Raw genomic sequence first — 19,992 nt, forward strand, 5'->3', positions numbered from 1 at the left:
GTCGGTTCTCACAAAAACAGTCAGTCAGTCGTTGAGCAAGCGCCCGTGACGCAGCGCTTCGCGCCCCGCCACCTTGGCCAGCCAGAAACCGGGTTGGGCATAACGCAGCCGTTCAATGGCAAACAGCACCCCGGACGTACCAGCACACACCGTGCTGACCCGATCCGATAACGGATCGATCACTTCGAAAATCTCATCGCCGGCTTCAATCCATTCACCGGGTTTACGCAAGAAACTGATCACGCCAGGGTGTGGCGCAAACAGTAACTCGGTGCCTTCGAACGGCATGCCTTCGCACGCGTCCTGCGCAGGCTTCGGCCACTCGCCGCTGATCAAGCCTTGCTCGGCGAGAAACGCCAGAATGCCTTCGGCGTAAGCGCAGGCTTCAGCGCGACCGGTATCGGCCTGACCGCCTAATTCAATAGTCGTCGCCAGGCAGGCCAGGGGAATCTGCGCATCAGGAAACAGACGCGACAGACGCAACCACGGCAGCGAACAGGCTTCGTCGAAGGAACTGCCACCGGAATCTTCCGCCAGCAGACCCACTTTCACGTCCAGATGCGCAGCCAACGAACGCCATTGCGGCCAGTGTTGCGGCAAGGCGTACATGTGCAGCGCCGCTTCGGCATCGCAATGCAGATCCAGCACCACGTCAGCGGTGCAGGCATGACTGAGCAAAATGCGCTGCATGCCTTGCAACTGACTTGTAGCTGGCGGCAATGCGGCGAGCACATCGCTCATGGCCTGACGGATCAGCTGAATATTGGCGTGCGGATCATCGCCCAGGTGTCCTTTCAGCTCAGCGGCGACTGGCGCGCTCAGCTCGACGAAATCCCGGTTGAAGTTCTTGCCGCTGCCCGCCTCGAAACGCCCTTGATGACTGCCTTGCAGCAGTTGACCGAGGCCCAGTGGATTGGCCACTGGTACCAATTCGATCACACCATTGAGCAAGCCTTGGGCTTCGAGTTCGGTCAGGCGCTTTTTCAGCTCCCAGGCCGTGCGCATGCCCGGCAGTTCATCGGCGTGCAGGCTGGCCTGGATGTAAGCCTTGCGCTCGCCACTGCCGAAGCGGAACACCGAAATCTGGCGCTCGCTGCCCAAGTGGCTCCACGGCAATGAATGATCGATGCGTTCCATATCAGTGCTTCCGCGGGGCCAGATAGCCCAGCCAGCGGCGCTCGGCCAGTTTGAACATCTTCACCAGAATGAACGTCAGGCACAGGTAGAACACGCCGGCGGTGATGTAGGCTTCGAACGGCAGGTAGAACTGCGCGTTGACCGTGCGTGCGGCACCGGTGATGTCGATCAGGGTCACGATGGAAGCCAGACTGGTGGTCTGCAGCATCATGATCACTTCGTTGCTGTACTGCGGCAGCGCCCGGCGCAGGGCCGATGGCAGCAAGATGCGCTTGTACATTTTGTAGCGCGACATGCCCATCGCCTTGGCCGCTTCGATCTCACCATTCGGCGTGGCCCGCAGGCTGCCGGCGATGATTTCGGCGGTGTAAGCGCTGGTGTTGATCGCGAAGGCCAGGCACGCACAGAACGTCGCACTGGACAGCCACGGCCAGAGGAAGCTTTCACGTACCGCTTCGAATTGCGCCAGACCGTAGTAGATCAAAAACAGCTGCACCAGCATCGGTGTGCCGCGGATCACATAGGTGAAGAGCCAGGCGCTCATGTTGACGGCCGCGTTTTTCGAGACGCGCATCAAGCCCAGCGGCAAGGCGCACAGCAGGCCGAAAAACAGCGACAGCGCGAGCAATTTGAGGGTAGTCACCAGGCCGCCGAAGTACAGCGGCATGGCCTCCCAAATGACGTTGTAGTCGAAGATCATAGATCAGCCGCCCTTACGCCTACCGAGTAGCGCTTCTCAAGGTGACGCAATGCCAGCAACGAGACGCTGGTGATCACCAGGTACATCGCCGCCACTGCGAGGAAGAAGGTGAAAGGCTCGCGGGTGGCATCTGCCGCCTGCTTGGCCTTGAACATCATGTCTTGCAGGCCCACCACCGAAATCAGCGCGGTGGCCTTGGTCAGGACCAGCCAGTTGTTGGTGAAACCCGGAATCGCCAGGCGAATCATCTGCGGCACCAACACCCGGAAGAACACCTGAAAACTGCTCATGCCGTACGCCATGCCGGCTTCTGCCTGACCTTTCGGGATCGCCATGAAGGCACCACGGAAGGTTTCCGACAAGTACGCACCGAAGATGAAGCCCAAGGTGCCGATACCGGCGGCCAACGGGTTCAGGTCGATGTAGTCGTCAAAACCGAGCATCGGCGCGACGCGGTTGAGCAGGTCCTGACCACCGTAGAAAATCAGCAGGATCAGCACCAGATCGGGAATCCCGCGGATCACCGTGGAATACAGGTCGCCCAACCAGGCCAGCCAGCGAATCGGGGACAGACGCAGCGCAACGCCGATCAGACCCAGAACAATGGCCAAGACCATGGACGACAAGGCGAGCTGAAGCGTCAGCCATGCGCCATCGAGGATGACAGCCCCGTAGCCTTTCAACATGATTCAGGTCCTCGAAAAGGGGGATGAAAAAATGGCGCAAACCTCAGAGATCCTGTTGCTTGCGCCATTTCGGACTTGTCGCCGGGACGTGTTATTTGCCGTAGATATCGAAGGCGAAGTATTTGTCCTGGATTTGCTTGTACTTGCCGTTCTCGCGAATGGCGGTGATCGCGGTGTTGATCTTGTCTTTCAGCGCGTCACCCTTGCGAACTGCGATACCTACGCCGTCGCCGAAGTATTTGACGTCGGTGAAGGCCGGGCCAACGAAGGCGAAACCTTTGCCGGCGTCGGTTTTCAGGAAACCGTCATCCAGCAGCGTAGCGTCTGCCACGGTGCCGTCGAGGCGACCAGCGGCCACGTCGAGGTAAATTTCGTTCTGCGAACCGTAAGGCTTGATCTCGGCACCCAGCGGGGCCAGGACTTCACGGGCGAAACGCTCGTGGATCGAACCACGTTGCACGCCGATGTTCTTGCCCTTGAGCTCAGCCAGGCTGTCGCTGACTGGAGTGCCGGCCTTCATGACCAGGCGAGCCGGGGTGTTGTAGTACTTGTTGGTGAAGTCCACGGACTTCTTGCGGTCTTCAGTGATCGACATGGACGACAGGATCGCGTCGATCTTGCGCACTTTGAGTGCCGGGATCAGACCGTCGAACTCTTGCTCGACCCAAACGCACTTGACCTTCATCTCTTCGCACAGAGCGTTGCCGATGTCGTAGTCGAAACCAACGATGCTGCCGTCCGGCGCTTTGGAAGCGAACGGAGGGTAAGCCGCTTCGATACCAATTTTCAGAGGCTTTTCATCGGCGAAAGTCGGCAGGGACAGCACGGACAGTGCCAGGGCGCCAAGCAGCACGAGTTTCTTCATCTTGGGACTCCATCGGTAAAGGGCTAAAACGGCAGAGTGAGCGACAGCCCAATATGCGAATGAGTGGAACCGCAAAGCGGTGCTGCGTTGTAGGAATCTCGCGCTTTTTCAACGCGAGCAACAACGAGCGAGTGATCGGCATTCTAACGACAGGCCCGAAGCCGATATTTCTTCAATGCGACAACTAATTACAGAAGCACCGAGAAAGCCGCCTGGGCGCGTTGACAGCCTTGCAAATTCATGCAAGAGCAAAAGACAGTGAACCGATCTATGCTGCAAATTGCGGGCCTATTATTGGCAAACCCTTCTAATCCGGCAAGCGTAGCGTTGTGTCTTATTTGTTTCAGGGGCTGAGAGGTCCCGATGACGGGGCTTCACGTTTCCCAATGCCCCGTATCGGCGCGAGCGGTTACACATTCAGTAACTTGAAGGGTGATGGGTAACAGTGGGAAATAACCTACGGAAGTAGCCGATAATTATTGGCCGTTGTTGATGTGGCGCCGTACAGATCGTCATCGCGGGCAAGCCTTGTTCCTACAGGGTTTGGGCTGATTACCACATTGCGAACGACTCAGCCCGTAGGAGCAAGGCTTGCCCGCGATGAGGCCCGCAATAACACCGAAGATACCGACCGACGACCACAAAAAAACCCCACCAGGCTCAACACCTGGAGGGATTTGGATGATGCGGAACGCTGCTTACGCGACGTTCATGATCTTGTGTTCATCAATCAAATGCTGCACCACACCCGGATCCGCCAGGGTGGAGATATCCCCCAACCCCTCATATTCAGCCGTAGCAATCTTGCGCAGAATCCGGCGCATGATTTTGCCCGAACGGGTTTTCGGTAAGCCCGGCGCCCACTGGATGACATCCGGCGAGGCAATCGGGCCAATCTCTTTACGGACCCAGTTTTTCAGCTCAAGTCGCAGCTGCTCGCTCGGCTCTTCGCCACCGATCAACGTGACATAGACATAGATGCCCTGCCCCTTGATGTCGTGCGGCACGCCGACCACGGCGGCTTCGGCGACTTTCGGGTGGGCGACCATCGCGCTTTCGATCTCGGCGGTGCCCATGCGGTGGCCGGACACGTTGAGCACGTCATCCACGCGACCGGTAATCCAGTAATAACCATCTTCGTCACGACGCGCACCGTCACCGGTGAAGTACATGCCGCGGAAGGTCTTGAAGTAGGTATCGACGAAGCGGTCATGGTCGCCATACAGCGTGCGCGCCTGGCCCGGCCACGAATCGAGAATCACCAGGTTGCCCTCGGCCACGCCTTCGAGGATGTTGCCCAGGTTGTCCACCAACGCCGGCACTACACCGAAGAACGGACGTGCCGCCGAACCCGGCTTGAGACCGTGAGCGCCCGGCAGCGGGCTCATCATGTTGCCGCCGGTTTCGGTCTGCCACCAGGTGTCGACGATCGGGCAACGGGATTGGCCGACGTTCTTGTAGTACCAATCCCACGCTTCCGGGTTAATTGGCTCACCGACCGAACCCAACAAGCGCAGGCTGCTGCCATCGGCGCCTTCAACGGCGGCCTTGCCCGACGCCATCATCGCGCGGATCGCGGTCGGAGCGGTGTAGAGGATATTGACCTTGTGCTTGTCGACGATCTTCGCCACCCGGGTGATATCCGGATAGTTCGGCACGCCTTCAAACAACAGCGTGGTCGCGCCATTGGCCAGCGGGCCATAAACGATGTAGGTGTGACCCGTGACCCAGCCGACGTCGGCGGTGCACCAGTAGATTTCGCCCGGGCGGTAGTCGAACACACGCTCGTGGGTCATCGCCGCGTACAGCAGATAACCGCCGGTGGTGTGTTGCACGCCCTTCGGCTTACCGGTGGAACCGGAGGTATAAAGGATGAACAGCGCTTCTTCAGCGCCCATCTCTTTCGGCGCGCAGACACTGCCTGCCACCTTCATCAGGTCTTCGAACCAGATGTCGCGATGCGGGTTCCACTTGATGTCGCCACCGGTGCGCTTGCACACAATGACTTTCTGAATGCTGCTGGTTTCCGGGTTAGTCAGCGCGTCGTCGACGTTGGACTTGAGCGGGATCTTCTTGCCGGCACGAATACCTTCGTCGGCAGTGATCACTACTTTGGATTTGCAGTCGATGATCCGACCCGCCAGTGCTTCCGGCGAGAAACCACCGAACACCACCGAGTGAATCGCGCCGATCCGGGTACACGCCAGCATGGCGACCACGGCTTCGGGGATCATCGGCATATAGATAGTCACCACGTCGCCGCGGTGCACATCCTGGCCACGCAGGGCGTTGGCGAACTTGCAGACTTGTTCGTGCAGCTCGCGATAGGTGATGTTGCGGCTTTCGGCAGGGTCATCCCCTTCCCAAATGATCGCGACTTGATCGCCGCGCTCGGCCAGATGACGGTCGAGGCAGTTGTAGGAAACGTTCAGGGTGCCGTCGGCGAACCATTTGATGTCGACATGGTGATCGTCGAAAGAAGTCTGTTTCACCGTGGTGAAAGGCTTGATCCAGTCGAGGCGCTTGGCTTGCTCGCGCCAGAAGCCGTCCGGGTTAACGACGGACTGCTGGTACATGGCCTTGTAGGTCGCCTCATCAGTCAGCGTATTGGCCGCAACCTCGGGACGAACGGGATACAGGGAAGCCGCACTCATCTTTGTTACCTCGGTGGAATAGTTGTTTTTGTATGACCCAGTTGTAGCCGGGCCGGGCCTATAGAACCATTCGACGATGGTAGTAACAAGCCCCTACAAAATGTGGCTATACCCCGCCGAGGCGCTCAAGGCCGGTGATTTCAGGGGCTTTGAGCATTTAGGATATTGGCTTCATCAGCGAGCCAAAGGTCGCTTTTCGGGGATTGTTACAGGATCTGCCAATAGTGTTTATCAAAAGCACGCCTATATGAATGTAAACCCCACGCCTAAAATCAGCCTCGCCAACCAGGCAACGTGATTAACCAAGTTGCAGCCCCCACGAAGGCAGTTAATCCAAAACCCAGTACTTAAGTTCTACACGCAACCCCAAAAAGGTTGCGCGACCCCACTCGACCTCTAAAAGGTAAATCTGAAATGAAAGCTTTATTAGTTCTGGCCCTCAGCAGCCTGTGCGCAACCGCCATGGCAGACGAGGTTCCGACTGATGTCGCGCAGCAGCAACCCGCTATCGAGGAATACACTTACTCCACTCACCTGGACATCGCCAAAGTTGTCTCCATGAGCGAAATTCCGAACGTCTGCGAAGTTGTTCCGGCGAAAATGGAATACGACGACTCCAAAGGCCAACGCCACATTCTTCGCTACAGCATCATGGGTAATGGCTGCTCTAACGGCTAATCACCCGCTCTCACCCTCCCAAGGTTCGACCCACCCGCCCGCTATTTAAGGCAGGTGAAGCGCCGAACCTTACATATCGATTTACTCGATTAGTTTGAGCGTTTATTTGCGCTTTTTAATCAAATTATCTGGCGTAGTATCAATTCCACACCCAAGGCACAAAACGCCAACGAATCTGGAGCTACTACCATGAAAACCAAACTGATCCTCGCCCTGACCCTCTCTGTCCTGGCCGCTAACACCTTCGCCGCTGACGGCTACGACCGCACTGGCTCGGCTGCTTACACCACGCAAGCGGCTGTCGCTTCTGACGGTTACGACCATACCGGTTCGGCGTCTTTCGCCTCCGATGGCTCCGACCACACGGGCGCTGCCAAACTCGCTTCTGACGGTTTTGATCGCACCGGCGCTGCCAAAGTCGCTGCTGATGGTGCAGATCACGTGGGTGCAGCTCGCCTCAGCTGATCATCAAGCGTGACTTTACAGCCCGGCTTCGGCCGGGCTTAGTTGTGTCTGGGGGCATCGAAAAGTGACTCAAAACACAACATATAGTGAAAAAGGCGATTTTCTGGCTGTTTTTTGAACAAAAAAATGGCTGGCTAAAATTTATGAAAAAAAATCTTCACTCGCGACATCCAGCCAAAGCCCTGTAAACCCTCGCTCCGACCGAAAAACCCTCCTTCTCGACCGCTCCATGCGCGGATTCGCCCCACCACGGCTGCAAAAATTTCCCTATAATGCCGCCTTAACGGGCCTGCAATATTCCCTTACAGGGATAACAGCCAGTCTGAAGCCCACGCCGAAATCCTCACCGATTTCTGCGCCCGTCAGAGGCTCTCGGAACCCCGTACAAATTTATGTTTATTTGCCTGCGTGTACCGCTGCAAAAAACGCTATCCAACGCGGCCAGTACGGCCGTGTGAAAAACCAACCTATCAGTTTTCACACGGGCATCTGGCCCTCACGCAGGAGACGACACGTCATGCTGAGCTGGGACGAATTCGACAAAGAAGACAGCGGCGAAACCGTTGTAAAAGGCGCCAACGCCGGGCACGCAACTGAAGCCAACATGGACCGCCTCGACACCGCTGGTGGCGTCGCGGCTCAAGAAGCCCGCGCTGTAACCGCGTCCGACTCCGCCGCAATCGCCCGTGCAAAAGCTGCCCTGGACAACCTCGACATCGCCGAAGGCCTCGCCGAACTCGAAGGCGCCTCCGCCCGTGTGGCGGTCGACGAAAAGCGCATGATCAACTGCCGCGCCGACCTCAACCAGCTCGTCCCGTTCAAGTACGACTGGGCCTGGCAGAAGTACCTGGACGGCTGCGCAAACCACTGGATGCCGCAAGAAGTCAACATGACCGCCGACATCGCCCTCTGGAAAGACCCGGAAGGCCTGACCGACGACGAACGCCGCATCGTCATGCGCAACCTCGGCTTCTTCTCCACCGCCGACTCCCTCGTTGCCAACAACCTGGTGCTGGCCGTGTACCGCCTGATCACCAACCCGGAATGCCGCCAGTACATCCTGCGCCAGGCGTTCGAAGAGGCGATCCACACCCACGCCTACCAGTACTGCATCGAATCGTTGGCCATGGATGAAGGCGAGATCTTCAACATGTACCACGAGATCCCATCGGTCGCGAAAAAAGCCACCTGGGGCCTGAAATACACCCGCTCGATCTCCGATCCGAAGTTCGAAACCGGCACCGTCGAAACAGACAAGGAATTGCTGCGCAACCTGATCGCCTACTACTGCGTTCTGGAAGGCATCTTCTTCTACTGCGGCTTCACCCAGATCCTCTCCATGGGCCGCCGCAACAAAATGACCGGCGTCGCCGAGCAGTTCCAGTACATCCTGCGCGACGAATCCATGCACCTGAACTTCGGCATCGACGTGATCAACCAGATCAAAATCGAAAACCCACACCTGTGGGACGCTGAAATGAAGGAAGAAGCTTCGCAGATGATTCTGCAAGGCACTCAGCTGGAAATCGAATACGCTCGCGACACCATGCCTCGCGGCGTGTTGGGCATGAACGCGGCGATGATGGAGGACTACCTGAAGTTCATCGCTAACCGTCGTCTGTCGCAGATCGGTTTGAAAGAAGAGTATCCGGGGACTACGAACCCGTTCCCTTGGATGAGCGAGATTATGGACTTGAAGAAAGAGAAGAACTTCTTTGAGACTCGGGTTATTGAATACCAAACCGGCGGTGCGCTTAGCTGGGATTGATTCCCTAGCTAACCGTGATTTGACGATTGCACTCTGAATCGAAAAATCGAAAAGCAAAAGCCCCGATCTGATCGGGGCTTTTTTATTGGGGAATGAAAACCTTTTTTCCTTCCCTACGCTACGACGCTAAAACTCCTACAGCACTTACAGCTCCGTCCGCATTGATGCCCTGTCAAAGCACCTCTAAGCTCCATTGCAGGTGCCTAAGAAACGCCCAACGTAGAAAGCTTGGCCAATCATTCAGATCCGCAATCACTTTTAGGTGTTTGTCGTTCAGGTGTGTGATGACTTTGCTCGTTGGGATTTCTTAAGTCCACTCTACGTTGGGTTCAGGCCCTCCAAAATCTAAACGTAGAGGTAATGGATATGCCTAAACATGATCGACCCCACACTCTCGAAACTCTGGAGATCAGCTATGTCTGATCCCTTCTCGGTAATGGCCTTCTCCCGCCACAACCTTGTCCTCCACGCCCTTCTCCTGGAAAACCAAACTTGGTTCTGCGCCCGCGATTTTGGTCGATTGATGGGTTTTCATCTGAGTGATCGGGTGGTCAGTAAACTCGACGAAGATCAACGGCACACGTTACTGATCGACTACCACGGCCAACCGGAAAAGCGGCTGATGCTCAGCGAATCAGGCGTGTATGCGTTGCTGGTCTATCACTACGCGCCGGGGAATCGGCTGTTGCGCGAGTGGCTGACTCATCAAGTGGTGCCAGCCTTGCGCGATGCGGGGCCGTCGAAGCATGCGGATCGGCCGATGTTGAGTTTGTTGGATTGGCCGGAGATGTCGTTGAGTCTGTTGCATTGGCAGGATGAAGGCTGGATACGGCTGCGGGACATGCCTTATCTGTTGCTGAATCGCACGCGACGGCGGGTGCCGGCGGTTAAGCCTTGGTGGCGGAAGGTTTGGGATGTGTTTCAGTCGTCGAAGCATTCGGTGGGTTAGTGCGGCGGTGTCTTTGTAGGATCGATTGAGCGATTCGTCGGTCTTTTCTGTAGGAATTTTCGTAGACAGTCGTAGTGGCCACTCAGTATCGTCCGAGGGTTTTCAACCCTCGGCGATTGTATGGATACCCCAAAAGAAAAAACTGGCTGGAGTGATCTGGAGCTTGAGGCTTCGGTCGATGCTTATCTGAAGATGATGGGCCGTGAACAAAATGGGGAGACCTTCAAAAAGTCGGTTGAAAACCAGCTTTTGCGTGAAGGACCGCTAAGCAAACGCAGTGGGTCTTCGATTGAGTACCGCATGCAAAACATCTCTGCGGTGCTGGAGCAAATGGACTTTCCGCGGATTGAAGGCTACATGCCCGCCAAGAACTTCGGCGCGGGAATTGGTCAACGGATCCGCAATATATTGGCCAACAAAGTTGTGCCCGGCGCGGGCGAATCCGCTCCGACCTCTGATCACCAGACGCTGATCAGCCGGGCCTCCAGATTACAAAAGAAGGGACTGAACATCGAACCTTCAGGTAACCCGAATCCAAAACAAGTTAGCGTTACCACCACGTCCTACGTCCGAGATCCAAAAATCCGGGCTTGGGTGGCTGACTTGGCTAAAGGGATTTGTGAAGGCTGCGGTCAGAACGCACCGTTCGAAGTCGACGGTTTGCCGTTTCTTGAGGTTCATCACGTTAAGCATTTGGCTGAAAAAGGATCTGACGGCATCACCAATGCCGTAGCGCTCTGCCCAAACTGTCACCGCCGCTGCCACCTATCAAGCGACAGGGATGACTTCAAATTGTCGCTTTACAGTAGGGTAAAACGGCTTGTTGTTGAGTGAAAGCTTGAACCGCTGCGCGGATGCTCATCCTATTCAACGTGTACATCCCTGCATTCAAGGGTTGTTCTGCTCGGCTGGCCTCCAATCAAAGTGTTGTCGCTCGCCAATACCATTGAAGTCGACGCGATAGGTATGCTGTTTTCCACCTATGTCGCAAACGCCAATCAAGTCATGGTTATGGAGTTCGCGAGGCGGTGGAGTTTGAATGCGTACGGTTCCACGACAGTCTTTATAGTTGCATGGGGCAGCTTTTCGGTAGAGCAGATAGTCGCCATTTTCATCTCGCTCAACCCAACGACCATCGATAAATCGCGCCTGATCTTGCGGGATGGTTGTCGTGGCAATTTTTCGTTTGAGGTTAAAAAACAACAAACCCAGCATCGCAATAGCCATGATCACGTAGGCCGGGATTCTCGAACCGATGTTGAAATAAGAAAGAATGCCGAAGCATCGGCCACTATGGACATGAACGAGAGAGCGAGTAACGGCAGCGACAGAAAAAAACCCACAGCAGCCTTATTAACGTTAGTGCGACTCAGCCGCTCAAAGCTGTTCGGGTCAATATCGAACTGAATGGTGCTCGGCGGCAACGATTGATGTTGCGAAATATTGATATGGTTGGCATCGCCCATCGAACCAATATTGATGTGATTACCATCAGACATAAGCGTAGATCCTTTCCGATTATTGGCATGAGTAGAGGCAAACCTAGATTATGGCGACATGGTAGGCAGAATTTCAAAAGAATAAGTGCGCTGCAGTCCACCTCCCGCTATTAATACCCTTCCCCACTCAAGGACCCGAGCCCATCATGAAATTCGACCTCGCCTACTGCCTCAGCCTCGACGACAAGCTGTCGATCTATGACGTGCGCGATTTGAATTTCGACGAAACCATGGATTTCGATTCCGCCAAGGAACACTTCCAATGCCCAAACGATGCCTGCCGTTTGGCCTTCGATGCGGCGAATGTGTTGACGACGTTCAACGCCAAGAACGTGAATTACGTTCGCACCCCGCACTTCAAGAACACACCCAGCACTCGGCATGTGGCGGATTGTCCTTATGTCAGTCTCAAGGCGTCGGCGTCAGGTGTGGACTCGGACGGTGCGGAAACGGATGACAGTCGCGAGGAGCATTTCCCGTCGGAGTTGTTGCTGACTCGGCGTGAGTATGTGCGTAAGCCGTCGATCCCGGCGGTGGCGGCAGATGTGATGCGGGACGATCCGAAACCCTCTTCAGCGGCCAGTGACGTCGAGCACCCGAGCCGCGAATCAGCACCGGACAAGACCAGTGTCTTCGCCCACCCGGTGGAGTGTTTTGTGTCGAACTTCGAGGACAAGGAGTTGCTCAAGCGCATGCCGCTGAAGATTGGCGAGCACACGGCGCCTTATGGGTCGTTCTTCAAGAAGATCGAGTATCTGCAGGACAACAAGGGGCTGATTTACTGGGGCAAGATCAAGGAGATCAAGGATTACACGCAGAGCTTTCGCATCGATTTCGAACAGAAGGTCTGGTTCAAACAACCGGACGAGGCGAAGAAGAAGCCTTATTCAGTCAACGTTTACTTGAGCAAAAAGCTGATCGACAACTACCGCAAGCGCAAAGCGTTTCTGGAAGAGATCAAGCACGCCAGCGAGAGCGGGAAAGAGTTGTATTGCTTCTTTTATGGCGTGACGCCGGAGTTGAAGCAGGTGCCGAGCAAGAAAAACCCCGAGCAAACGTTCGGGGTGTTCAGTGCGAATATTGAGAACCTGGATCACTTTATTGTTCGGGAAGCGCCGGGGTTGGCGGATAAGTAATCCAGCATCAGGGCAACTTCAATGCTACGTGGCCGGGGTGTTGTTTGATCAGGTTGTACGGCAGGACGCTCCATTCAACGCTTCGACACATGGCTTGGTTGTGAGCAAAGGAAGGCAGCAATTTGATGCCTTGGTCGGTGAAGTACCAGGAAGGGAATTTCCACGACTGTTCTTCACCGTAGACGCAGCCATCATTGCGGTCAGTCGTGGTGGTGACTTCCTCGGGATAGAGCGAGCGCAATTGACCTACCAGCCACGGCGCCAGTTCTTTGGTGCGGTATTCGGAATAGGCGCGATAAGCATCATAGGATGCCTTGTCGTCGAGCTGGCTTAGTTCGTAGTGCTGCGGTTCGCCCAGTCCTATCCAAAGCACATCTTCCAGCGCCAGGGTCTTGCCGGTCTTGGTATCGAGATTGAACGGCATGTCCCTCTCATCCGAGTAAGACCCGCCACAGTTGTCCTCGGCCATGATGTTCACGCTGATCACCAAGGGTGACATCCACAACGGATCGGCCGTTTGGCTGTAGACGTACATGCCGGGCTGGGTGAGGCAATCGTGAAAGCTGACGACTTGCTGCCACAATCGCCCCATTAATTGTTGATTGATGCGCTGAAGTTCTCCGGCGCTGTAACCCGAAACCACTTCAAACAACGACATCCCGGATTGCGGTTCGCTCCACCATTGCAGCGTGTAGCCCATGAAGGTTTCGGTCTTGCCTTGTTTGAGTTTCATACCTTGCAGGCGCAAGTATTCATAAGGCGTCACGTCATGGAGCGTAGCGAGATAAGGCAAAGTACCCACTGGAACCGGTGGTAGTTTGGCTCGCAGCAGTTCTATCTTCAGGACTTTGCCTTGGGGGCTGGTCCATTCCCCGGACAAGCCGTTGGGTGTGGGCTGAAGACGAATGTTGGGGCGCGGTTCACCCTCGCGATCGCGGTAGTTGCCCTCATCAAATCTCAGCGCCTCACCGTCCTTTTCGCCACTGAGTATTAAGTCCTTGCGGTACTTCTGGTAGAAGTAGCGCCCGCTCACGTTCTTGCCATTATCGGAGTTCACCTCCAACACAATTGGCGAATTGCCTAACGTTCCGGTGTAGACCTGCTTGCCACTGTCGGCCCCCAGCGCAGTAGAAACCGTTGAGCACACCAGCACGACAACGCCGGTCAAACGACACAATCCTTTGAACATCAAATCTTCCTTGGGTAAATGTTTCCGTATGCAGCCTAGGGCAGTTGCAGTGCTACGCCGCCGGGGTGTTGTTTGACGAGGTTGTAGGGCAGAACGCTCCAGCCTATGTTTCGGCACACGGCAGCCACGTGAGGGAAGGAAGGCTCTAACCGGATGCCTTTTTCGGTGAAGTACCAGTCCGGAAATTGCCAAGGATCATCTTCGTTGTAGCCGCAGCCGTTCTCACCCTCTGGAGTTGTCGTCATTTCATTGGGATAGAGCTTAAGCAGTTGCGACACCAGCCAGGGCGCCAGCTCCTTGGAGCGGTAGTCGAAATAGGCATCGGAAGACTCGGATGAAGGTTCATCGTAGTCGTAGGATTGCTCGAAATGCAGTGGCTTGCCCTGCCCCACCCACAGCACGTCATCAAGCGTCAGGGCTTTGCCGGTGCGGGTATCAAGATTGAGCGCCTCGTTGTACTGATCCGGGTAAGCACCACCGCAGTAGTACTCGAATGAAATAGTCGTGCTCATCACGGAGGGCGTCAGCCACGACGGCTGCATCGTCTGGCTGTAGTAACTCTCTTGGCCATCGACGTAGCAGCCGAAATGCCCCACCACGCCTTGCCACAACCGCGCCATCAACTGCTGATTGATGCGCTGTCGCGCCTCAGCGGTGTAACCCGAAACCACTTCAAACCCCTCTGTTTTTGTCTGCGGTTCGCTCCACCATTGCAGCGTGTAACCCATGAAGGTTTCGGTCCGTCCTTGTTTGAGTTTCAGGCCTTGCAGACGTAGGAATTCGTACGGAGCCTTGTCATGGAGTCTGACGAGATAGGGCAACGTATCGGCGGACACCGGCGGGAGTTTGGCTGGCTGCAACTCGACCTTGAGGACTTTGCCTTGTGAGTTGGTCCACTCGCCAGACCAACCATCGGGCTTGGGCTGCAAGCGAAATTGCGGGAGAGGCTTACCCTCTTCGTCAGGCGGGTTTCCCTCGTCGAGTATCAGGGTTTCGCCTTCTTTTTTTGCCGGTGAGCACCAGATCGCCGCGGTACTTTTGGTAGAAATAGCGGCCCTCACTGCCGTTGGCGCTCACCTCCAGCACAATCGGGGTTTTGCCCACGGTTCCGGTGTAGACCCGAGTACCGTTTTCAGCCCACAGCGCGGTAGAAAATGTTGTGCACACCAGCACGACAACGCCGGTCAGACGAAACAGTCCTTTGAACATCACATCATCCTTGAATGAAACGAGCGCCTGCTCGCGGTAAAGAGCCGCGGATTATGGCGAAGCATCCTCCGAGAATCGATGAAAAACTACGTCGCCAGCAGTCAACTCAGGCACAGGCTGATCATCACCAGCACCAGCAAACCGATGTAAACCCGCGCATGGGTTCGATCCGGTATCCGCCCAATCCACGGCGTGGCTAGCCGAATCCCCACCAGCGACCCCACCGTCAACACCGCAAACGCCAGCAGATCCACATAACCGACAAACCAAGGCCCAAGATCAAACTCGGTGAAACCAGACATGGCCATGTAAGTCAGCGTCCCGGCCAGCGCCACGGGCAAACTGAGCGGATTGGCCATGGACGTCGCCTGGGACATGCTCAACCCACAACGCCGCAACAACGGCACGGTCATGACGCTGCCGCCTACGCCGAGAAACGTGGCGATGGTGCCGATTCCTACGCCCCCGCCAGACACTTCTGCCCTTCCCAATCGCCGTGGGATGGCGGTGTCGGACGCTGTAAGAAAGCCGCGTCGCAACAGGCAATCCGCGATGGTCACGCCCAGGTACGCGATGAAGGCATAGCGAATCACCTCGCCACTTGCCCACATCGCCGCTACGGCGCCGACTACCGCGCCCACGCCGATAAACCCGCCCAACGGCCACAGGTAATGGCGAATGAGATTACCGGCGCGCCGGTGTTTTCCGGTGGCGATCGTTGCGTTGACGATCATCACGCAGGTCGAGGTTGCCACAGCAATGTGCATCGCCGATTGGCTGACGGGGTCGTCTGCGCCGTGGCTGGTCATGAGCAGGCGGTAGAGCAATGGCACGACGACGAAGCCGCCGCCGAAGCCGAACAGCACCGCGGTAATGCCGGTCATGCAGCCGAAGAGTGCCAGCAGGAGATAGAACATCGGTGTCGTCCGTTAGTTGAGAGCGGTCGACGATAGAGCGATGCGCCTTGGCCTGCTTCCGCAAGTTAGCCAATAATGTTCGCGTTTACGCCAACCGCTGGGGCTGCTCGATGCGCAATGTTTCGATTGATCTGCTGGACCACACGCCACGGCCGGTGGTGGCCATCGGTACGGATTATTCCCACGGCCATTTGTTGCCTCGTCATACACATCGGCGGGCGCAATTGTTGTACGGCGCCACCGGGGTGATGCATGTCAGCACGCACGACGGCAATTGGGTGGTGCCGCCTCAGCGGGCGGTATGGATTCCGGCGGGAGTGGCGCATGAGGTGCTGATGCTGGGGGTGAGTACTCGCAGTTTGTATATCGAGCCGGGCGCGGTGGATCTGGGGAATCGCTGCCAGGTGATTAGCGTTTCACCATTGATGCGGCATTTGCTGATGGAGGCGGTGGAGATCCCGCTGGCGTATGACGAGCGCGGGCGTGACGCAGCGCTGATCGACTTGCTGTTGCATGAACTGGCGCGCAGCACTCACCTGCCGTTACACATTCCGCTGCCCGTCGATGCGCGGTTGCTCGCGTTGTGCCGGGACTTTGTGCAGCGGCCCGACGCTCATCAGTCGCCACAGCAATGGGCCGATCAGTTGCACATCAGTCTGCGCACCTTCAATCGCCTGTTCCGCCAACAGACGGGTCTGAGTTTCAGCCAATGGCGGCAGCGGGCTTGTGTTGTGCTGGCTCTGGCGCGGCTGGTGGTGGGCGAACCGGTGACGCGGATTGCCCTGGATTTTGGCTATGACAGCCCGGCGGCGTTCTCAACGATGTTCCGCCGCGTACTGGGACAGGCGCCAACGACCTGGCTGGAGGGGGCGAAACAGGGAGGCGGCAGCCGCTAATGCCAGTCAGTTAAGCGCAATCCATGTGTGCGGGCTTGCTCGCTAAAACGGCGGCACCTTGCGACTGCTTCCCAGCCGAACGGGGCAAGCCCCCTCGCCACAGGTCTTGTGTCCGACGCGCCTTCACTTTTACAGCAACTCAAAACTCTGCGCCTTCACATCCTGAGAATCCAGACCGATCTGCACCTGGAACTCGCCCGGCTCGGCGGCGTATTCCAACTGAGCGTTGAAGAACTTCAAGTCGTTCTCATCAATGCTGAAGTGGACCGCTTTCTCTTCTCCGGCCTTGAGCATGATTTTTTGAAAGTTCTTCAGTTCTTTGACCGGACGGCTGAGGGAGCCAACGACATCGCGGATATACAGCTGAACCACCGTTTCGCCGTCGCGCTGGCCGGTATTCTTCACTATGACGCTGGCGACGAGCTTGTCGGTCTTGTTCAGTGTGGTCGAAGACAGGGCCATGTCGGTCAGGCTGAAATCGGTATAACTCAGCCCATAGCCGAAGGGATAAAGCGGACCATGGGATTGATCGAAATATTGAGACGTGTAGTTGCGAAGCCCACCTGGCAGGTAGGGGCGACCGGTGTTCAAGTGACTGTAGTAATTCGGGATCTGCCCCACGGAGCGTGGAAAGGTGATGGGTAATTTGCCGGACGGGTTGTAGTCACCGAACAAGACATCGGCAACGGCGTTGCCTCCTTCGGAGCCGCTGTACCAGGTTTCCAGAATCGCATCGGCCTGTTTGTGCTCCTTGCCGATGGAAAGTGGCCGACCGTTCATCAATACCAGTACCAGCGGCTTGCCGGTGGCTTTCAGGGCGGTGATCAATTCACTCTGGCGCCCAGGCAGATCGAGGCTGGTTCGACTGGCCGCTTCATGAGACATACTGCGGGGCTCACCCACTACTGCAATCACAACATCGGCTTGTTGTGCAGCCTTGACCGCTTCGTCGATCATTTCTGCTGCCGGACGAGCGTCGTTCGCAATTTCGGACACTCCCTGGTACTCCAGGTATTTAACAACCTCCTTATCCTCCTCAAGATTGGCGCCTCGGGCATAGATCAGCGAGCCCTGGTTCATCGCGTTTTTCAGCCCGTCGTAGATCGTCACCGATTGCGCGGCCACGCCGCTTGCAGACCAACTGCCCATGATGTCGATGGTACTTTTTGCCAACGGACCTATGAGCGCAATCACGCCCTCTTTTTTTAGCGGCAAGAGCCCGTTTTCATTCTTCAGCAGCACCAATGTCTTGCGTGCCACCTCACGGGCCTGCGCTCTGTGCAGACGGTTTTCGGCATTGTTATCAGCAGGGTCTTCACTGGCAACGCCGATGCGTCGGTAAGGGTCTTCGAACAGCCCCATGTCATACTTGGCCCCCAGGACTTCCCGTACTGCGTTATCGATATTGCTCTGGGAAACAGCGCCAGACTCAAGCAGCCCGGGTAGCTCCGGACCATAGGAGAAGTCGTTCATGCTCATATCAACACCGGCCCTGATCGCGAGCCTGGCCGCTTCGCGGTGATTCTTCGCAACACCATGCTGAACCAGATCGTTTATCCCATTGTGGTCGCTGATGACCAACCCCTTGAAGCCCCATGCTTTGCGAAGCAGGTCTTGCATCAACCATGCATTGGATGCGGCTGGCACGCCATTTATCGAGTTAAGCGCCACCATCACCGCTCCCGCGCCACCCTCAATCGCCGAACGATAAGGTGGCAGGTAGTCCTGGTGCATTCTGGCCAGGCCCATGTCGACGCTGTTGTAGTCGCGTCCACCCTCGACAGCACCATACAACGCGAAGTGTTTGGCGCTGGCCATGATGCTGTCGGGTGCTTTCAGGCTTTTGCCCTGGTAGGCCTGAACCATCACTTTGGCAATGCGCGAAACCAGATAGGTGTCTTCACCGAAGCCTTCGGATGTACGCCCCCAACGAGGATCACGGGCGATATCTATCATCGGTGCAAAGGTCAAATCGATACCGTCCGCACTGGCTTCTTTCGCCGCCGTTCGACCGCTCAACTCAATGGCGTCCATGTCCCAGCTCGAGGCCAGCGCCAGGCCAATGGGAAAAATGGTTCGATGGCCGTGTATCACGTCCCAGCCGAAAAACATCGGTATTTTCAGGCGGCTTTGTTGAGCCGCGTCCTGCATGGGTCGGTTTACGTAACGGCTTACAGAGCCGTAGGTACCACCGATTCGCCCGGCGGCGATCTCTTCGCGTATCTTTTCGGGCGTCATCTTTTCATCGATAGCGATCAGCCGCAGTTGGCCGATTTTTTCCTCCAGGGTCATCTGATTTATCAGGTGGGTGACAAAGGCATCTTTGTTTGACGATTCCATATCCGCCAGGACCGGCAGACTTGCAAAACCGATCAGGGCACACAGCAGACGTAATCTTTTCATGATTGCCTTCCCTGTGACACACACCACCTGCTTGCCTTTGAAACGCCACCTTTCCTTGTGTTGAAAATCAGAAAGCTGACATTCAAACATTGCTGTTGACGGGGGCTGAAAGCCACTGAGCTTTCAGGATCCCGCATAGAAATAGCGTAGCCGCTCCGACGCTCCTGCCTGAGAGAAAGAATAGAACCGATCAAAAAATGAGGTTGATCCGGGCTCAAAACAACTGTACAAAAACACAGTATATTTTGAATCAGCACTCTTGAGCCCGGAGAACACCATGGCCTCTCATGCGATAAAAATCACCCTGGAACGTATCGCCCTTTTCCAATTCACCCCCACGCATAGCGTTCAGGCCCGAGCGATGCTGGGTTGGAGTGTGGAGAAACTGTCTCGGGAATCCGGGGTTTCGGTGGACGCTATTCAGCGATTTGAGGATGAACGCGATGTGCTGGATGTTACGCGGCTGGCGCTGGCTTATCGGTTTGAATCGGAGGGGTTGGTGTTCTTCCCGGGGTTTGCGCCGGGTCGAGGGATGAATGTGAAAGGGTCTACGCCTGATCCGGTGGGGCGGGCGGATTATGCGATGGTTGAGTGAGGTGCCAGCGAATGATTGAAGTCAATGGAAGCGACAGCTGTGTTTATGAGGCGCTGGGAAATCCCGATGCGGGTGAGATGCGGGCCAAATCTGAGTACGTTATGAAGATTGGCATACTTCTCGAGACCGGTCGGCTGAGTAAGACTGAGGCGGCACAAAAGCTCGGACTGTCTCAGGAGGAGCTGAATGAAATGCTCCGCGGAAAATTTCGCGATTTGAGAGGGTGTAATTAGTTTTGTGTAAACG

21 protein-coding genes are annotated in these 19,992 nt (G+C 56.2%); 9 read left to right on the forward strand and 12 right to left on the reverse strand.

The window, feature by feature from the left end; translation table 11 throughout:
• Window positions 1-24: 24 nt before the first annotated feature.
• From ACYZUA_RS24640 to acs, 5 genes are all read right to left on the reverse strand, one after another.
• Window positions 25-1,137 (reverse strand): M14 family metallopeptidase, encoded by a 1,113-nt coding sequence (locus tag ACYZUA_RS24640; RefSeq protein WP_461960961.1) that lies wholly within the window; start codon window positions 1,135-1,137, stop codon window positions 25-27.
• A 1-nt stretch (window position 1,138) separates the two neighbouring features.
• The gene (locus ACYZUA_RS24645; protein ID WP_461960962.1) at window positions 1,139-1,837 is read right to left on the reverse strand and encodes an ABC transporter permease; all 699 of its coding nucleotides are present in this window, start codon (window positions 1,835-1,837) and stop codon (window positions 1,139-1,141) included.
• Window positions 1,834-2,523, reverse strand: coding sequence for an ABC transporter permease (locus ACYZUA_RS24650; RefSeq protein ID WP_008154330.1), 690 nt, complete (start codon window positions 2,521-2,523; stop codon window positions 1,834-1,836). The genes ACYZUA_RS24645 and ACYZUA_RS24650 overlap by 4 nt, the downstream gene beginning before the upstream one ends.
• 91 nt (window positions 2,524-2,614) lie before the next feature.
• Window positions 2,615-3,388, reverse strand: a complete 774-nt coding sequence (locus tag ACYZUA_RS24655; RefSeq protein WP_008154331.1) for an ABC transporter substrate-binding protein — start codon at window positions 3,386-3,388, stop codon at window positions 2,615-2,617.
• Window positions 3,389-4,086: 698 nt separating this feature from the next.
• Window positions 4,087-6,042 (reverse strand): acetate--CoA ligase, encoded by a 1,956-nt coding sequence (acs, locus tag ACYZUA_RS24660; RefSeq protein WP_461960963.1) that lies wholly within the window; start codon window positions 6,040-6,042, stop codon window positions 4,087-4,089.
• A 414-nt stretch (window positions 6,043-6,456) separates the two neighbouring features.
• Between acs and ACYZUA_RS24665 the strand changes: the two genes are divergently transcribed.
• The 5 genes from ACYZUA_RS24665 (at window position 6,457) to ACYZUA_RS24685 (ending at window position 10,736) form a co-directional block, all read left to right on the forward strand.
• Window positions 6,457-6,720, forward strand: a complete 264-nt coding sequence (locus ACYZUA_RS24665) for a DUF2790 domain-containing protein (protein WP_461960964.1) — start codon at window positions 6,457-6,459, stop codon at window positions 6,718-6,720.
• Window positions 6,721-6,909: 189 nt separating this feature from the next.
• Window positions 6,910-7,185 carry a hypothetical protein gene (locus tag ACYZUA_RS24670; RefSeq protein ID WP_461960965.1) on the forward strand — a complete coding sequence of 92 codons (276 nt, stop codon included), beginning with the start codon at window positions 6,910-6,912 and terminating at the stop codon, window positions 7,183-7,185.
• 517 nt (window positions 7,186-7,702) lie between these two features.
• A complete protein-coding gene (locus ACYZUA_RS24675) occupies window positions 7,703-8,953 on the forward strand; it encodes a ribonucleotide-diphosphate reductase subunit beta (protein ID WP_008034875.1) in 1,251 nt (416 codons plus the stop codon).
• A 415-nt stretch (window positions 8,954-9,368) separates the two neighbouring features.
• Complete coding sequence (locus ACYZUA_RS24680) at window positions 9,369-9,902, forward strand: BRO-N domain-containing protein (RefSeq protein ID WP_461960966.1); 534 nt, start codon at window positions 9,369-9,371, stop codon at window positions 9,900-9,902.
• A gap of 120 nt (window positions 9,903-10,022) precedes the next feature.
• A complete protein-coding gene (locus ACYZUA_RS24685; protein WP_461960967.1) occupies window positions 10,023-10,736 on the forward strand; it encodes an HNH endonuclease in 714 nt (237 codons plus the stop codon).
• A gap of 54 nt (window positions 10,737-10,790) precedes the next feature.
• Here the strand turns inward: ACYZUA_RS24685 and ACYZUA_RS24690 are convergent, their stop codons facing one another.
• Both ACYZUA_RS24690 and ACYZUA_RS24695 read right to left on the reverse strand, forming a co-directional pair.
• Window positions 10,791-11,129 (reverse strand): hypothetical protein, encoded by a 339-nt coding sequence (locus ACYZUA_RS24690; RefSeq protein ID WP_461960968.1) that lies wholly within the window; start codon window positions 11,127-11,129, stop codon window positions 10,791-10,793.
• Between the two features lie 2 nt (window positions 11,130-11,131).
• Window positions 11,132-11,401, reverse strand: coding sequence for a hypothetical protein (locus ACYZUA_RS24695; RefSeq protein WP_461960969.1), 270 nt, complete (start codon window positions 11,399-11,401; stop codon window positions 11,132-11,134).
• 146 nt (window positions 11,402-11,547) lie between these two features.
• Here ACYZUA_RS24695 and ACYZUA_RS24700 point away from each other — a divergent pair, with 146 nt between their 5' ends.
• Window positions 11,548-12,537, forward strand: a complete 990-nt coding sequence (locus ACYZUA_RS24700; RefSeq protein WP_461960970.1) for a hypothetical protein — start codon at window positions 11,548-11,550, stop codon at window positions 12,535-12,537.
• A 7-nt stretch (window positions 12,538-12,544) separates the two neighbouring features.
• Here ACYZUA_RS24700 and ACYZUA_RS24705 read toward each other — a convergent pair whose 3' ends face one another.
• The 4 genes from ACYZUA_RS24705 to ACYZUA_RS24720 form a co-directional block, all read right to left on the reverse strand.
• A complete protein-coding gene (locus ACYZUA_RS24705) occupies window positions 12,545-13,726 on the reverse strand; it encodes a hypothetical protein (protein WP_461960971.1) in 1,182 nt (393 codons plus the stop codon).
• Window positions 13,727-13,761: 35 nt separating this feature from the next.
• Window positions 13,762-14,655: a hypothetical protein gene (locus tag ACYZUA_RS24710; RefSeq protein WP_461960972.1), complete on the reverse strand. Its 894-nt coding sequence runs from the start codon at window positions 14,653-14,655 to the stop codon at window positions 13,762-13,764.
• A gap of 31 nt (window positions 14,656-14,686) precedes the next feature.
• Complete coding sequence (locus tag ACYZUA_RS24715; RefSeq protein WP_461960973.1) at window positions 14,687-14,935, reverse strand: hypothetical protein; 249 nt, start codon at window positions 14,933-14,935, stop codon at window positions 14,687-14,689.
• 101 nt (window positions 14,936-15,036) lie between these two features.
• Window positions 15,037-15,852, reverse strand: coding sequence for a sulfite exporter TauE/SafE family protein (locus ACYZUA_RS24720; RefSeq protein ID WP_461960974.1), 816 nt, complete (start codon window positions 15,850-15,852; stop codon window positions 15,037-15,039).
• Window positions 15,853-15,962: 110 nt separating this feature from the next.
• On the opposite strand from ACYZUA_RS24720, the gene ACYZUA_RS24725 reads away from it, so the two are divergent.
• A complete protein-coding gene (locus ACYZUA_RS24725; RefSeq protein ID WP_461960975.1) occupies window positions 15,963-16,748 on the forward strand; it encodes an AraC family transcriptional regulator in 786 nt (261 codons plus the stop codon).
• A 129-nt stretch (window positions 16,749-16,877) separates the two neighbouring features.
• Here the strand turns inward: ACYZUA_RS24725 and bglX are convergent, their stop codons facing one another.
• Window positions 16,878-19,151, reverse strand: coding sequence for a beta-glucosidase BglX (gene bglX / locus ACYZUA_RS24730; RefSeq protein ID WP_461960976.1), 2,274 nt, complete (start codon window positions 19,149-19,151; stop codon window positions 16,878-16,880).
• 277 nt (window positions 19,152-19,428) lie between these two features.
• On the opposite strand from bglX, the gene ACYZUA_RS24735 reads away from it, so the two are divergent.
• Entirely contained in the window at window positions 19,429-19,746 is a 318-nt protein-coding gene (locus tag ACYZUA_RS24735; RefSeq protein WP_461960977.1) for a helix-turn-helix domain-containing protein, read from the forward strand.
• A gap of 11 nt (window positions 19,747-19,757) precedes the next feature.
• Window positions 19,758-19,979, forward strand: a complete 222-nt coding sequence (locus ACYZUA_RS24740; RefSeq protein WP_461960978.1) for an XRE family transcriptional regulator — start codon at window positions 19,758-19,760, stop codon at window positions 19,977-19,979.
• The last annotated feature ends 13 nt before the right edge of the window (window positions 19,980-19,992 follow it).

The organism is Pseudomonas sp. LS2P72, assembly GCF_054897865.1.